Below are 14888 nucleotides of genomic sequence, written 5' to 3'. Positions count from 1 at the left end.
ATATGTCTAAGGGATTACTGGTAGTGTTGTCCGGCCCATCTGGGGTCGGGAAGGGTACTGTATGCAGCGCTTTGCGCAAACGGGTGCCGGAATTGATCTATTCCGTATCGGCAACAACCCGTCAGCCTCGTCTGGGTGAAGAACATGGTGTGAACTATTTCTTCAGAAGTCATGAAGAGTTCCAGAACATGATTGCTGAAGATCAATTGTTGGAACATGCGGAGTATGTTGGTAATTATTACGGAACACCGCGTGATTTTGTAGAGAAAACGATTAACGAAGGCCGCGACATCATTCTGGAGATTGAGGTTCAAGGCGCGTTAAAAGTGAAAGAGAAATTCCCGGAAGGGATCTTTGTTTTCCTGCTTCCTCCTTCATTGGACGAGCTGAAAGATCGCATTCAGGGCCGTGGTACCGAAAGCCAAGCGACCATTGATCACCGGATGTCCGTGGCGGTTGATGAGATCAGTCTGCTGGAGCAGTATGATTACGCTGTTGTTAATGATGAAATTGATTTGGCGTGCAAGAGAATAGAAAGCATCATAATCGCCGAACATTGTAAGATCAATAAATAATCCCTTTTGCCGCTGCAGAATGCGATATAAGTGGGGCAGTTGTCATATCATATACTGAAGCACTCCTTCTCGGAATGCCCGGGTGTGAAGACATGCCACATCAGTTCTGTCAGGCGGCAACTTGCGATTATACTAATGCGAAGAGGTGTTTGTTAATATGCTGTATCCTTCTATTGATGAAATGATGAACAAAGTCGACAGCAAGTATTCCCTTGTTGTTGCTGCTTCCCGCCGGGCTAGACAGCTACGTGAAGGTGAAAAAACGGATTTAAGAGGTGCGAGATCCCATAAACAAGTTGGCGTTGCACTGGAAGAAATCTATGGAGACCTGCTCGTTGTCATCAAAGGACAGGACGAAGAAGAAGAGTAAGCCGCCTGCGGCTGCTCTTCAACTGCATACGGCGCAAGCCGGATTAATTGACAACCGCGAGGTTGTTATTTTTTTACGAATAAGCATATTTTAACGGAATCTTCTTTAGACGTCGTATAAATATCGGGGGAAATAAACATGTTGAACGGTAAAAAAATCGTGCTTGGTGTGACTGGCGGCATAGCGGCTTATAAAGCGGCAACATTATGCAGCAGACTGGTGCAAAAGGGAGCGGATGTACATGTGATTATGACAGCTTCCGCTACACAGTTTATTACCGAATTAACGCTGCAAACGTTGACCCGAAACACCGTATATACCGATACATTTGATGAGCGTGAACCGGCAGTCGTATCTCATATTCATCTGGCCGATCTGGCTGATCTTGTTCTGGTTGCTCCGGCAACAGCCAATGTAATTGCCAAGATGGCGCATGGCATGGCAGATGATATGCTCTCAACAACTCTTCTTGCCACGACAGCCCCTGTCATGATTGCTCCAGCGATGAATGTACATATGTATGATCATCCAGCTGTAAAGCATAATATGAACCTGCTTGTTGAACGGGGCGCCATGATGATTGAACCGGGTGAAGGTCTGCTTGCGTGTGGATATGTGGGCAAGGGACGTCTGGAAGAACCGGAGAGCATTGTGGATGTGGTGGAACGTTTCTTTGAACAGCGCGAATCTGCAGATATTAGTCGGCAGGGACAAGCTTCGTTGTTACAAGGCAAGAAGGTTGTTGTTACGGCTGGCGGTACGATTGAGCGCATTGACCCAGTACGATATATTACGAACGATTCATCTGGCAAAATGGGATTTGCCATAGCCGCAGCTGCGCGTGATCTGGGGGCTGATGTGAAATTGGTTATGGGCAATACCCAAGCCAAGCCACCGGAGAACGTTGAGTTGATTCCTGTACAGTCTGCACAGGATATGTATGAAGCGGTAACACGCGAGTGGGACGATGCTGATATCGTGGTTAAGGCGGCGGCAGTTGCCGATTATCGTCCAAAGGAAGTTTATACCGAGAAGATCAAGAAGAAAGGCGACACGCTGTCGCTCGAACTTATTAAAAATATAGATATTCTTGAAACACTGGGCAAACAGAAAACCCATCAGTTTTTGATTGGTTTTGCTGCGGAGACTCAGTCAGTTGAGATGTATGCACGTGAGAAATTGGAACGGAAAAACTGTGATCTGATCGTAGCCAATGATGTAACCCGCACGGGTGCAGGATTTGGAACAGACACCAACGCGGTACATATCTATGACCGGGAAGGTTTGGTGGAGGAGCTTCCAGTGTTGGCCAAGGACGATGTGGCTCAGCGGTTGCTCCGGATTGCGGCGGAGCGCATTGCCGGGAGGAATTAGGATATGGAGATTGCCAAGGTCATAGTCGATGTTCCCGTGAAGGAAACAGACCGGCCGTTTGATTACCTGGTACCTGAATCGATGAGGGAATGGATCGAGATTGGCAGCCGGGTGGGTGTACCTTTTGGTCATCGGACGGTGCAGGGATTCGTGATTGATCTTGTGCCGCGTACCGGAGAGGAATCATTCAAGCTTAAGCAGATTCAGGAGTTGCTGGACATTGTTCCCCCGTTGTCAAAGGATTTGGTTGAGTTGGCCGAATGGATGAGTGGACGTTACGCCAGTAACCGGATTTTGTCATTGCAGGTCATGGTGCCGACGGCATTGAAAGGGAAAGCAGAGCGATACATCTCGCTGGGAGATGCACTTGATGGACAGATGGCGGGTGCACAACCGGATGATGAGGTGTTATTTGTTTGGGGAGAAGAGTCTACGACCGAGAAAGTACAGCAGGATATCATCCGTTTTGTCAAAAGTCGGGGTCAGGTACCGCTGCAACAACTGAGTAGAAAATATCCCAATCATGCTGCACTAATTAAGAAATTATTGCTTGGTGGCGTGCTGCTGGAAAGTCAGGCCATCAAGGACAAGTTAAATAAAAAAACGATGAAATCCGTTGATCTGGCTGTAGATATTGCTGCTGCTCAGGAAGCACTTGCTTCATTCCCGGCGAAAGCACAGCGGCAGAAGGAGATTCTGGCTTTTTTGCTGGAAATGAAAGAACTGCTACCCATGCCGATGAAAGAAGTGTTATCTACACTACAGGTATCGGCCGCGACGATTAAAGGGCTTGAGGAAAAGGGATTAATCGCAACCGAGGACGTTGAGGTCTTTCGTGACCCTTATCAGGGCAGGACGTTCAAAGCGACTGAACCGCTGGTTCTGACCGATGAGCAAAAACTTGTCTACGACAATATCAATGGCCGATTGCAGGAACAACGCCACGGGGTGTTTTTGCTACATGGTGTTACGGGAAGTGGCAAGACGGAAGTCTATCTTCAAACCATTCAACAGTGCATCGAACAGGATCGGCAGGCTATCGTACTGGTGCCCGAGATTGCACTCACACCACAGATGGTAGAACGTTTTAAAGGGCGATTTGGGGACCAAGTTGCTGTTATGCACAGTCGTCTGTCTGGCGGTGAACGTTATGATGAATGGCGCAAGATTCGTGAGGGTCAGGTAAAGGTTGCAATTGGGGCACGTTCAGCTGTATTTGCTCCATTCAGTCGGCTTGGGTTGATCATTATGGATGAAGAACACGAGACTTCCTACAAACAGGAGGAAACTCCGAAATATCATGCTCGTGATGTAGCGGTAAAAAGAGCACAGCAGCACCAGGCGGTGGTTGTTCTGGGTTCAGCGACACCTTCGCTGGAAAGTTATTATGCAGCACGCTCGCAAAGTAATGATGATTTTGCACCACTCTTGCTGGAGATGCCAACGCGGGCACTGGGTAACAAGCTGCCTGAAGTGCGGATCGTTGATATGCGTGAAGAGTTGAAGGATGGCAACCGCTCCATGTTCAGCAGGGCTTTGCACAAAGGGTTGGAGGAGCGCTTGGAACGTGGTGAACAGACGGTGCTTCTGCTGAATCGCCGTGGATATTCGACCTTTGTTATGTGCCGAAGTTGTGGATATGTGGCAGGTTGTCCCGAATGTGATATTTCATTAACGTATCATCAGCGCTCGAATAATCTCCGTTGTCATTACTGCGGATATGCGGAAGCGGCTCCTGAAGTGTGTCCGGATTGTGGAAGTGAGCATATTCGATACTTTGGTACAGGTACACAACGGGTCGAGGAAGAACTTGCAAAGCTCTTTCCAGGTATTCGGGTTATACGGATGGATGTGGATACAACAACGGAAAAAGGGGCTCACGAGAAGCTGCTGAAACAGTTTCGTGAGAAAAAGGCGGATGTATTGCTGGGCACCCAGATGGTTGCGAAGGGACTTGATTTCCCGGATGTGACCCTGGTTGGCGTGATAACAGCGGACTCAGCGTTGAATTTACCTGATTTCCGTGCTGCGGAAAAAACGTTTCAGTTATTAACACAGGTAGCTGGCCGAGCGGGTCGGCACCAATTGCCTGGTGAGGTGTTTGTTCAGTCCTATACGCCGGAACACTACTCCATTGGCCATGCGAGTCAGCATGACTATGTGTCTTTTGTACGTGAGGAATTGCTGCACCGTCGCAATTTGCAATATCCGCCTTACTGTCGCCTGATTCTGGTGACCTTTTCGCATGAGCAACTTCCGGTACTGATTCGTCTTGCCGAGAACTACACGCGAATACTGAAAGAGAAGGCTAATGCGGCCGGATGGCTCGGCAGTCTGGATCGATTCAGCAATGATGCCTTTGATGTGCTGGGGCCGGTAGCGTCTCCGATTCCTCGGATCAAGAATAGATACAGATTCCAATGTATGATAAAATGGCGGGGGGATGTAGACGCCATAGGACTTGCTCTGGCTACGGCCCGGCGCATGGACGATGATGTTCAGGCGCAAAAATTGCTCATTAGTCTGGATGTAGACCCGCAAATGTTAATGTAAGCATTTTGCAGCAATGCGGATGTAAACAAGCGGTATAAACATAGATTAAATTGAATACCCCAAAATACAGATATCGTCCTGAAATTATGATGAGGATTAGGAAGGTGCTTACAACATGTCTATTCGCATTATCGTGCAAGAACCAGATGAGGTGCTCCACAAGAGAGCCAAAGAAGTAACCAAAATTACACCAAATGTACAAAAATTGCTGGATGATATGGCTGATACCATGTACGATGCAGAAGGTGTAGGTCTTGCTGCGCCACAGGTTGGTATTCTGAAACGTCTGATTGTTATCGACGCAGGTGATGAGCAAGGGCTGATCAAGATGATTAACCCGGAGATCATTGCAAGTGAGGGAGAACAATTTGGACCGGAAGGTTGTCTGAGTATCCCTGGAATTAATGGTGACGTTCGCCGTTTCGAGACCGTTACGGTTAAAGGTCTGGATCGTGAAGGCAAAGAGCTGATTATTACGGGTAGTGGCTTGCTGTCCCGTGCATTCCAGCATGAGATTGATCATCTGGATGGCGTACTCTTTACGGATGTCGCCGAGAAAGTGTACGAAATTGCAGCCGATCAAACGGGACCGCGTCGTAATTAAGGAGTGATCGATTTGAATATTGTTTTTATGGGAACACCTGAATTTGCAGTTCCTTCTCTCGATATGCTGATGGCAGAGGGATACAATGTGGTGGGTGTGGTGACTCAGCCTGATAAACCACAGGGACGCAAAAAAGTACTTACGCCAACACCGGTTAAAGCCGCGGCAGAACGCCACGGTCTGCCGGTGTTTCAACCTGTTAAATTGCGTGATCCGGAAGCCGTAGCCCGCTTGGCTGAATGGAAGCCGGATCTGATCGTGACCGCGGCCTTTGGACAGATTCTGCCCAAAGCTGTGCTGGATATGCCAGTTCGCGGTTGTGTGAACGTGCACGGCTCTCTTTTGCCGAAATATCGCGGAGGAGCCCCGATCCAACGTTCCATTATTAATGGGGAATCCGTGACAGGAGTCACATTGATGTATATGGCTGAAGGCCTGGATACCGGAGATATGATCTCTCGTGTGGAACTGCCAATTACGGATGAAGATACATCAGGATCGATGTTTGATAAATTAAGTGAGGCTGGTTCCAAACTGCTTCAGGCAGAAATGCCACGATTGATTGCAGGCGAGACAACGGCGGTCCCTCAAGATGATGCCGAGGCTTCGTATGCTCGCAATCTGACTCGGGATGACGAGAAAATGGACTGGAGTCGTACTTCACGCGAACTGTTCAATCAGATTCGTGGTCTTGTGCCGTTCTCCGGTGCATTTACGATGTGGGATGATCAGGTCTTCAAAGTCTGGGCTGCGGCTAACCCCAATCAGGTGGACCTGGAAACTTCTTCGGATGCTGGACAAGCAGAACCGGGAACGGTGCTGCAATTGAACAAGGCAGGGATTGAAGTCCGCACAGGCAATGGGTCTCTCTGGTTGACTGAAGTGCAGCCAGCAGGCAAAAAAGTGATGCAGGCCGCTGACTTTGCTCGCGGTGGTACACTGAAACCTGGAACGGTGCTGCGATGAGCGGTAACATACCAGGTCGTTCGTCAGGAAAAGGCCAGAAACCTACTGGAAATTCATCCGGGCGTGAAGGAAACCGTCGTCCGAATTCGGGTAAATCGGGTGGTGCATCTCGCTCCCAGAAACCCAAAACATCTGCTCGTGCATTGGCAGTCAAGGTTCTGAGTGCTGTTGAGCAAGATGGAGCATACAGTAATCTGGAGTTGAACCGCCGTCTGAAAGAGGCGGATTTAAGCCCCGCAGATGCTGGACTAGCTACCGAATTGGTGTATGGAACAATCGCCAGATTGAATACACTTGATTATTTTCTGGAACGTTACGTCGCCAAAGGAGTATCCAAACTGCAACCATGGGTTCGTAGCCTGCTGCGAATCAGCGTATATCAGATGATATATCTGGATCGTATTCCGGAGCATGCCGTGGTGAGCGAAGCGGTTAATCTGGCGAAGAAACTGGGCCATCAGGGAATCTCGGGCATGGTGAATGGTGTACTTCGCAATATGATCCGTAATCGGGATGAACTTCGTATTCCAGAACATCTGCCTGTTGCCGAACGTATTTCACTGGAGCATTCCCACCCGTTATGGATGGTTGAACGCTGGATTGCCCAGTACGGCGAGGAGACGGCAGAAGTGATATGTCGTGCGAATAATGAGCCGCCAGCGGTGAGTGTCCGGGTCAACACCACAATGACCACACGGGAGAAACTGATGCATGAGATGACCAGCACAGGTGCAGTCGTTGAAGCTTCTCGCCTGAGTTCCGATGGTATTCTTGTACGTAGTGGCGGAAATATGGCTCTAACGTCCTGGTATCGGGACGGGTTGTTCTCTGTACAGGACGAAAGTTCCATGCTTGTCGCTGAAGCAGTTGCACCAGAAGTAGACCAACTTGTATTAGATTGCTGCGCAGCTCCAGGTGGTAAAACAGCTCACATGGCGGAGAAAATGCAGGATCGCGGTCGTATTGTCGCGAATGATGTACATCCTCACAAGCGCCAGCTGATCCTGGATCAGGCGGAGCGTCTCGGTCTGAGTTGCATCGATGCTGTAACTGGAGATGCGCTAGATCTGAACGAGCGGTATCCGGAAGCGTCGTTTGACCGCATTTTGCTGGATGCACCATGTTCAGGTCTGGGTGTTATTCGCCGCAAACCAGACGTGAAATGGACCAAAACCGTAAAAGATATCGAAGATATCGCAGGCTTGCAACGTGAATTGCTTGATCAGGTTGCGCCGTTGTTAAAACCAGGTGGTATTCTGGTGTATAGCACGTGTACCATTGAGCCTGCTGAGAATGAGGATATGGTTGCAGACTTCTTGAGTCGACATCCGGAATATAGTCCAGCAGGAGCATCTGTCTGGTCCGAATCGGAGACAGCAAACTTGAAGGTTGTGAACGGTGGCATTCAGATTTTGCCACAATACGCTCACAGCGACGGATTTTTCATCGCACGGTTGACAAAAACAGCGGAATAACAGTTTAATAGAGCACGGAAGCATGACCGCCGAGGGGAACTTCGGCGGATTTCTTTGTGATGGGACTTCGATATAATTGTCAGAGAAAAGTGATGACAGGGTGCGATGGTGGCATTGAGGTGTTATAATGCATGAAGTACAGATATCAAGGGTATACATGGATGTAACGTGGTCTTTGTGATAGAATAGGACGAATGGAACGAAAAGAAGGAAGCCAACGAAAAGAAAAGAAGGAATAGGTGTTGACAACAAAATGAAACCTTTTATATATGATTATTCTCTGGAACAACTGCAGCAATGGGCTGTGGAGAATGGGGAGCCGGCGTTTCGCGGTGGCCAAATCTTTGACTGGATTTATGTAAAACGCGTGAATGATTTCAGTGAAATGACCAATCTGTCCAAGCCATTGCGTGAAAAGCTGACAGAGCAATTTGAATTCGTAACGCTTAAGGAAATTACCAAGTTTGAATCCAAAGATGGAACTGTTAAATTCCTCTTTGGTCTTCATGATGATCATGCCATTGAGACAGTAATCATGAAGCATAACTACGGGAACAGCATCTGTGTAACCACACAGGTTGGTTGTCGTATTGGTTGTACGTTCTGTGCATCCACATTGGGTGGTCTCAAGCGTAACCTTACGGCTGGGGAGATTGTTGCACAGGTTGTGCAGGCTCAGAAAATTCTGGATGAACGCAACGAGCGTGTCAGCAGCATCGTGATCATGGGTTCGGGTGAACCTTTCGAAAACTATGAAGCTACGATGACTTTCCTGCGCATTATGATTCATGAAAAAGGGCTGAACATCGGTCAGCGTCACATCACGGTATCCACGAGCGGAATCGTTCCGAACATCTACAAGTTTGCAGATGAAGATACACAGATTAACCTCGCCATTTCGATCCATGCACCTAATGATGCACTGCGTTCGAAATTGATGCCGGTTAACCGTCGTTTTCCTTTTGAAGACGTGATGGAGTCCCTTCGTTATTATCTGGCCAAAACAGGTCGGAGAATTACGTTCGAGTATGCACTTATTGGTGGGGTAAACGACCAGCCAGAGCATGCAGCAGAACTGGCAAGTGTGCTTAAGAACATGTTGTGTCACGTGAATCTGATTCCGGTTAACCATGTACCTGAACGCAAATACGTAAGAACATCGAGAAGCGACATTTTCAATTTTCAGAAGATTCTCTCGGAACAGGGTGTTAATGTAACCATTCGTCGTGAACAGGGACATGATATTGCTGCCGCTTGCGGTCAGCTTCGTGCAAAGCATATGGAGTTGAGGTGAGAACGTTTTGATCAAAACAGTTCATGTGAGCCATATCGGACGAGTGCGTTCGGTGAATGAAGATTCAGCCTGGATTCGTAATCTCGATACAGGATATATTCTGGGTATTGTTGCCGATGGCATGGGTGGACATCTTGCAGGGGATACGGCAAGCCGCTTGGCAGTAGAGACGTTGGTGAAAGATCTGGGAACACTGGAACCAGGTCTGTCACATGCGTCTCTGTCTGCGGCTCTCAGCGATGCTATTTTGCATGCCAACGAAGTTATCTTCCGCACGGCATCAACAGATGACAAGTATCACAACATGGGAACAACGGTGGTTGCGGCATTATTGAACGATGCGGAAGGTGTTATTGGACACATCGGTGATAGCAGAGCCTACAAAATTGCGAACAAAGCTGTGATCCAGCTAACCGAGGACCATACACTGGTGAATGAATTGTTCAAAAATGGTCAGATTAGCAAAGAAGATGTGTCCCATCATCCGCGTCGCAACGTACTGACTCGTGCACTTGGAACAGATGCCGAGGTGAAGGTAGATCTGGATACCGTCAAGCTGGAGGAAGGCGAAGTCCTTCTCCTGTGCAGTGATGGTCTCAGTAACCTGGTCAGCAATGAGCAGATTATTCAGGTTGCCGGCAATCTGGAACTGGCATTGGAAGATCGTGCAGACCGACTGCTTCAGTTGGCTTTACTTGCTGGGGGAGACGACAACATCACGGTTGCTTTGTTCGAGTTGCAGAGGGAAGGTTCCGTGGATACGGAAACGGGGTGTGAGTCATGATTGGGCACCAGCTAGGCGGACGCTATGAAGTGATTGAGCGTGTCGGTGGTGGCGGCATGGCTCTTGTGTACAAAGCCCAGGATCTTCTGTTGAACCGGAATGTAGCGATCAAAGTTCTTAGACAACAGTTTGTGCATGACGAAGAGTTTATTCGCCGTTTCCGCAGGGAAGCACAGTCGGCAGCATCGCTGTCTCATCCGAATGTAGTCAGCATTTATGACGTGGGGCAGGAAGATGACGTTCATTATATTGTAATGGAGTATGTGGAAGGCAAAAACCTGAATGAAATTATTAAAGAACGCGCCCCTCTGCAGGTGGACGAATCGGTGCGAATCGCTTCCCAGATTGCAGATGCTCTTGATCATGCACATCATAATCAAATCATTCATCGGGATATCAAACCCCACAATATATTAATTGGCCGGAATGGCCGTGTGAAAGTAACGGATTTCGGGATTGCCCGTGCGGTTACATCTACAACGATTACGCAGACCGGTTCCGTAGTTGGTTCTGTACATTACTTCTCACCAGAGCATGCCAAAGGCATCGTTACTGGTGAAAAATCGGACTTATATTCTCTTGGGATCGTACTTTACCAAATGCTTACCGGGCAACTTCCGTTTCTGGGTGAAAGTCCAATCAGTGTGGCATTGAAGCATTTGCAGGAAGAGTTCGATGAACCACGCAAATTCAATCCATTGATTCCGCAAAGTGTGGAAAATGTCATCTTAAAATCCATGCGTAAAAATCCGCAGGAACGTTATCAGTCGGCCAAAGAAATGCAGACCGATCTGGAAACTTGCCTGATGCCGGAGAGACGTAATGAAACGAAGATTGATTTTCCGGATGAGGATGATATAGACCAGACTCGCGTAATGCCAGCGATCAAGCCTGAACCGCGTGGAGTTACATCGACGGGTGCGGTGCCAGTGATGGAGTCTGACGAAGAAACTGGCAAGGGTAAGGCCAAATCCAAGAGCTGGAAGAAGCCAGCACTACTCATCTCATTAACCGTTCTTATTCTAATCGCCATGGTGGGAGTTGTATGGTATGTCAAGGGTATGCTGGTTGTACCTGAAGTAACCGTGCCTAACGTGATCACCCAGACAGAAGAAAAAGCTCGGGAAATGCTTGAGGAGAAAGGACTCGTCGTCAGTGATGAGGTCATCCGTCTGTACCAGGAAGGTGTCGAACCCGGTATCGTCTATGAACAGAGCAGAAAAGAAGGCGATGTTGTCAAAGAAGGTTCCGAGGTCCAGATCAGTGTTGGGGCAGAAAAAGAACTGGTGAAAATGATTGATGTCAAACAAGACCCTTATGATGAGGCTGTCAAGAAGTTGACTGCGCTTGGCATTAAGGAAGATCAGATTCAGCGGAAAGATGACTTCTCCAATGATGTGGCTTCAGGTTCTGTTATTTCCCAGACGCCGGGTGTGAATGAGGAATTCGATCCTGTGACAGTTCAGATTGAGTTAACCGTAAGTAAAGGCACTGAAACGGTCAAAATGCCTGATCTGAAAAATCTTACCCGCAGTGAAGCTGAAGAAAAGCTTAAATCTGCTGGACTGGAACTTGCTCAGGTGCAGGAAGAACCAAGCTATACGATAGAAAAGGGCAAAGTGACGCAGCAATGGCCTGTGGAAGCGGGCACAGAGGTGAGTCCTGGCGATAAGATTACGATCTTTATCAGCACAGGGTATCCACCTGAAGCGCTGCAATATCCTTTTGATATCAATGTATCACCCAAAGAAGAGGGCAAAAACAGTAAAATCCGTATCACATATGAAGATGCACGTGGCAAAAATCAGGAATGGGGAACTCGCACTGTTAATTCAACCCAAATGTTGACCATTCCACTTGTACTCGCTCCAAATGAAAATGGGGCTGTGTCCGTCTATCGTGATGGACAGTTCCTGGATACGTATCTTGTCTCCTACAGTGAAGCCAAAAACGGAACAGTAAACGTACCTTCCATTGACCCGGAACAAAGCACTGAGACGCCGCCAGAAAATGAGCCTGATCCAGGTGAAGGTAGCGTTGATGAGGGAAGTGTTGATTCCAATCAGGAAGGTGAACCTGAGTCCACACCGGCAGACGGTGAGGGTGAGAGCGTAGATGAGGACACTTCTGCCATGAATAATGGTAAGGGGCACGGCAAGGAAAAAGAGAAGAAAAAGGAAGTCATTAACGCATCAAGCCGTCCATAAGGGCGGCTTATGCTGGCGTCTGGAGTAAATGTACCACCATCTAAAGGAGGGCGACGGAGCTATGCCAGAAGGTATCATCGTTAAAGCGCTAAGCGGTTACTATTATGTCATGCCAGTGGAAGACAACGGGGTTCCTTCGGTTGAAGGTTCCGCCGTTCAATGTCGAGCCAGAGGTATCTTCAGAAAACGGGGAACGTCACCGCTTGTAGGTGACCGCGTCAGCTACATGTTGACAGAGAACGGAGAAGGAACGGTAGATGAAATCCGGAAGCGTGAGACAGAGCTCATCCGTCCTCCTGTAGCCAATGTAAGTTTGGCTGTTCTTGTGTTCTCTGTGAAGGAACCGGATATGAACCTGAACCTGTTGGACAAGTTCCTTGTTCACATCGAGCAGGCGGGGCTGGATGCACTCATTGTGTTGACCAAACTGGATTTGGCTGATCCAGCCAAAGACACTGTTGCTGAAGTGAAAGCATTGTATGAACAGGTGGGTTATGAAGTGATCTCCACAAGTTCACGTACCGGTGAAGGCAGTGAATTGCTCAGAGACCGTCTGGCTGGTAAGATCAGCGTATTCTCTGGACAATCCGGTGTAGGCAAGTCGTCCATGTTAAACGCATTGATGCCGGGCCTGACGCTGGAGACAAATGCGATCAGCATGCGTCTGGGACGAGGGAAACACACCACCAGGCACGTGGAGCTTATTCCGTTGGATAATGGTGGATTTGTTGCGGATACACCAGGATTCAGCCAACTGGACTTTCTGGAGATCGGTGTGGAGGAACTCTCCACTTGTTTCCGGGAATTCGCCCAGTTTGCAGATCAGTGCAAATTCCGAGGTTGTACCCATACACATGAACCAGGCTGTCGTGTGCTTGCGGCCAAGGAGGAAGGTCTGATCTCCGAAAGCCGATATCAGCACTATGTCCTGTTCCTGACCGAAATGAAAGATAAGAAGCGGAGGTATTAACATGATTAAAATTGCCCCATCGATATTATCAGCTGATTTTGCCCGCCTTGGTGCGGAAGTTGCAGAAGCCCAAGCTGCAGGAGGAGACTGGATTCATGTTGACGTTATGGACGGTCATTTCGTCCCTAATATTACACTTGGACCTGCTATTGTGAAGGCAATTGCTCCACATACAAGCTTGCCGCTCGATGTGCATTTGATGATTGAGAATCCGGAGCGTTATGTTGAGGAATTTGCCAAAGCGGGTGCTGCGGTAATCACTGTTCATGCTGAGGCTTGTGTGCATTTGCACCGCGTTATTCATCTCATTAAGGAGCAAGGAGTGAAGGCAGGAGTTGCCCTTAATCCTGGAACGCCAGCGTCTGCCATTCTCGAAGTTCTGGATGATGTGGACATGGTTCTTGTTATGACGGTCAATCCTGGCTTTGGCGGACAGGCATTTATCTCGGGTACCATGAACAAAATCAAGCAGATTCGTACCTGGTTGAACGAAAAGGGACGCCATGATGTACATATCGAAGTAGATGGCGGGATAGCAGCCGATACAGCTCCACTTGTAGTGGAAGCTGGAGCAGATGTGCTCGTTGCCGGGAGTGCCGTATTTGGACGCGAGGATCGCGCTGCAGCGATTACTGAAATTCGCCGTAGCTACGGAGGCTGATCTATGACCCTCAAGGAGACACTGTGGACGATGGCTGCGAGTCTCGTGACGGGACTTGTGCTTGCTTTGTTTGCGGTTATTCAATCCCCGTTTAATGCTATTACGTCATTAATCGGGGTAGGCGTTGTTATTATGTATTTCCGCAAATTTGATCGTACCGGACATCGGGTTACTTTTGTCATATTCAGCATACTGTATTATGTACTGAGTGTTTTCATGATCGCTGTCTATCAATATATTCCTTCCCAAACGTAAATGAACTGATCTTCGGGCTTGTCATTGTGGAATAGGGATCGAAGGTTCCGCATAAATATGGTTACATGAGCAGGTTTCTCATGTAGCCTTTTTTGTCGTGTTTGAGGTAAAGAAGGCCTGAAGCATAGGATACGGCGGACGCATGAGCATGATGGGGAGGGTGAATTATGAAATTTTACACATTCAAACTGCCGAAGTTTTTGGGAGGGTTTGTAAAGGCGATACTTAATACGTTTCAAAAGAACTGATCCGATTGATAAGGTAACAGGGAATACCGCCGCTTTGGCTCAGGCTTATCTGGAATTCGTACCTGCGAAGCGCCATGCGGCGGCCATTCACATGTTAATGAGCGTATTCAAGAATCCCTTTTTTGAATACCAAAAAAGCACCTGCAAGGAACAAGGTGCTTTTTGCTTACCCGATTTATAGTAGCTTTGCGTGATTATACGCGAGTCACTTTACCGGCTTTCAGTGCACGGGTGCTTACGTATACACGTTTTGGTTTGCCGTCAACGAGAATGCGGACCTTCTGAACGTTTACGCCCCAAGTACGACGGTTACGGTTGTTAGCGTGGGATACGTGGTTACCGGTGCCCGGTTTCTTACCTGTCACATAACATTTGCGAGACATAGATTACACCTCCTATCCTAAAATAACCAGTTGCCTTCAGAAACGAAAAGTCATTCCATAAGGGCTAAATTGTTCTTCCTGATCATAAAGATCAGGTTTCAGTAGCTAATGGCGTTGTTTAAGCCGGCATAAACCGGATCATTTCCATTACTTAACCTGCATAAAACAA

The 14888-nt window shown here is 48.1% G+C and carries 15 protein-coding genes; 14 read left to right on the top strand and 1 reads right to left on the bottom strand.

Annotated features, from left to right (window positions below; translation table 11 throughout):
• Positions 1–2 precede the first annotated feature (2 nt).
• The 14 genes from gmk to spoVM all read left to right on the top strand — a co-directional run bounded on the left by gmk (position 3) and on the right by spoVM (position 14336).
• Positions 3–575, top strand: coding sequence for a guanylate kinase (gmk, locus tag MKY66_RS20115; RefSeq protein WP_017687445.1), 573 nt, complete (start codon positions 3–5; stop codon positions 573–575).
• A gap of 157 nt (positions 576–732) precedes the next feature.
• Positions 733–945 (top strand): DNA-directed RNA polymerase subunit omega, encoded by a 213-nt coding sequence (gene rpoZ / locus MKY66_RS20110; protein ID WP_036614619.1) that lies wholly within the window; start codon positions 733–735, stop codon positions 943–945.
• A 138-nt stretch (positions 946–1083) separates the two neighbouring features.
• A complete protein-coding gene (gene coaBC, locus MKY66_RS20105; protein ID WP_076211384.1) occupies positions 1084–2319 on the top strand; it encodes a bifunctional phosphopantothenoylcysteine decarboxylase/phosphopantothenate--cysteine ligase CoaBC in 1236 nt (411 codons plus the stop codon).
• Between the two features lie 3 nt (positions 2320–2322).
• Positions 2323–4872 carry a primosomal protein N' gene (priA, locus tag MKY66_RS20100; protein WP_076211382.1) on the top strand — a complete coding sequence of 850 codons (2550 nt, stop codon included), beginning with the start codon at positions 2323–2325 and terminating at the stop codon, positions 4870–4872.
• A 115-nt stretch (positions 4873–4987) separates the two neighbouring features.
• Positions 4988–5476: a peptide deformylase gene (gene def, locus MKY66_RS20095; RefSeq protein ID WP_017687449.1), complete on the top strand. Its 489-nt coding sequence runs from the start codon at positions 4988–4990 to the stop codon at positions 5474–5476.
• 12 nt (positions 5477–5488) lie between these two features.
• Entirely contained in the window at positions 5489–6442 is a 954-nt protein-coding gene (gene fmt / locus MKY66_RS20090; protein ID WP_076211380.1) for a methionyl-tRNA formyltransferase, read from the top strand.
• Positions 6439–7917, top strand: coding sequence for a 16S rRNA (cytosine(967)-C(5))-methyltransferase RsmB (gene rsmB / locus MKY66_RS20085; RefSeq protein WP_076211378.1), 1479 nt, complete (start codon positions 6439–6441; stop codon positions 7915–7917). The genes fmt and rsmB overlap by 4 nt, the downstream gene beginning before the upstream one ends.
• Before the next feature lie 253 nt (positions 7918–8170).
• Positions 8171–9211, top strand: a complete 1041-nt coding sequence (rlmN, locus tag MKY66_RS20080; protein WP_017687452.1) for a 23S rRNA (adenine(2503)-C(2))-methyltransferase RlmN — start codon at positions 8171–8173, stop codon at positions 9209–9211.
• A 7-nt stretch (positions 9212–9218) separates the two neighbouring features.
• The gene (locus tag MKY66_RS20075) at positions 9219–9995 is read left to right on the top strand and encodes a Stp1/IreP family PP2C-type Ser/Thr phosphatase (protein ID WP_076211376.1); all 777 of its coding nucleotides are present in this window, start codon (positions 9219–9221) and stop codon (positions 9993–9995) included.
• Positions 9992–12202 carry a Stk1 family PASTA domain-containing Ser/Thr kinase gene (gene pknB, locus MKY66_RS20070; RefSeq protein WP_076211374.1) on the top strand — a complete coding sequence of 737 codons (2211 nt, stop codon included), beginning with the start codon at positions 9992–9994 and terminating at the stop codon, positions 12200–12202. The genes MKY66_RS20075 and pknB overlap by 4 nt, the downstream gene beginning before the upstream one ends.
• A 61-nt stretch (positions 12203–12263) precedes the next feature.
• Positions 12264–13172: a ribosome small subunit-dependent GTPase A gene (gene rsgA, locus MKY66_RS20065; protein WP_017687455.1), complete on the top strand. Its 909-nt coding sequence runs from the start codon at positions 12264–12266 to the stop codon at positions 13170–13172.
• A 1-nt stretch (position 13173) separates the two neighbouring features.
• On the top strand, positions 13174–13833 hold the full coding sequence (gene rpe / locus MKY66_RS20060; RefSeq protein WP_017687456.1) for a ribulose-phosphate 3-epimerase: 660 nt from the start codon (positions 13174–13176) through the stop codon (positions 13831–13833).
• A gap of 3 nt (positions 13834–13836) precedes the next feature.
• Positions 13837–14088, top strand: a complete 252-nt coding sequence (locus MKY66_RS20055) for a hypothetical protein (protein WP_076211372.1) — start codon at positions 13837–13839, stop codon at positions 14086–14088.
• Positions 14089–14255: 167 nt separating this feature from the next.
• Complete coding sequence (gene spoVM, locus MKY66_RS20050; RefSeq protein ID WP_019424875.1) at positions 14256–14336, top strand: stage V sporulation protein SpoVM; 81 nt, start codon at positions 14256–14258, stop codon at positions 14334–14336.
• 194 nt (positions 14337–14530) lie between these two features.
• On the opposite strand, the gene rpmB is transcribed toward spoVM, so the two are convergent.
• Positions 14531–14719, bottom strand: coding sequence for a 50S ribosomal protein L28 (gene rpmB / locus MKY66_RS20045; RefSeq protein WP_017687459.1), 189 nt, complete (start codon positions 14717–14719; stop codon positions 14531–14533).
• Positions 14720–14888: the final 169 nt, after the last annotated feature.

It is taken from the genome of Paenibacillus sp. FSL R5-0766 (genome assembly GCF_037971845.1).
Lineage (GTDB): Bacteria > Bacillota > Bacilli > Paenibacillales > Paenibacillaceae > Paenibacillus.
This window is presented reverse-complemented; position numbering and strand designations above follow the sequence as displayed.

Bases quoted from the DNA above. Each gene is read 5' to 3' on its own strand.
- rlmN (WP_017687452.1), top strand. From the start codon at position 8,171: ATGAAACCTTTTATATATGATTATTCTCTGGAACAACTGCAGCAATGG.
- pknB (WP_076211374.1), top strand. From the start codon at position 9,992: ATGATTGGGCACCAGCTAGGCGGACGCTATGAAGTGATTGAGCGTGTC.
- MKY66_RS20055 (WP_076211372.1), top strand. From the start codon at position 13,837: ATGACCCTCAAGGAGACACTGTGGACGATGGCTGCGAGTCTCGTGACG.
- coaBC (WP_076211384.1), top strand. From the start codon at position 1,084: ATGTTGAACGGTAAAAAAATCGTGCTTGGTGTGACTGGCGGCATAGCG.
- rpe (WP_017687456.1), top strand. From the start codon at position 13,174: ATGATTAAAATTGCCCCATCGATATTATCAGCTGATTTTGCCCGCCTT.
- rpoZ (WP_036614619.1), top strand. From the start codon at position 733: ATGCTGTATCCTTCTATTGATGAAATGATGAACAAAGTCGACAGCAAG.
- def (WP_017687449.1), top strand. From the start codon at position 4,988: ATGTCTATTCGCATTATCGTGCAAGAACCAGATGAGGTGCTCCACAAG.
- gmk (WP_017687445.1), top strand. From the start codon at position 3: ATGTCTAAGGGATTACTGGTAGTGTTGTCCGGCCCATCTGGGGTCGGG.
- spoVM (WP_019424875.1), top strand. From the start codon at position 14,256: ATGAAATTTTACACATTCAAACTGCCGAAGTTTTTGGGAGGGTTTGTA.
- priA (WP_076211382.1), top strand. From the start codon at position 2,323: ATGGAGATTGCCAAGGTCATAGTCGATGTTCCCGTGAAGGAAACAGAC.
- rsgA (WP_017687455.1), top strand. From the start codon at position 12,264: ATGCCAGAAGGTATCATCGTTAAAGCGCTAAGCGGTTACTATTATGTC.
- rsmB (WP_076211378.1), top strand. From the start codon at position 6,439: ATGAGCGGTAACATACCAGGTCGTTCGTCAGGAAAAGGCCAGAAACCT.
- rpmB (WP_017687459.1), bottom strand. From the start codon at position 14,719: ATGTCTCGCAAATGTTATGTGACAGGTAAGAAACCGGGCACCGGTAAC.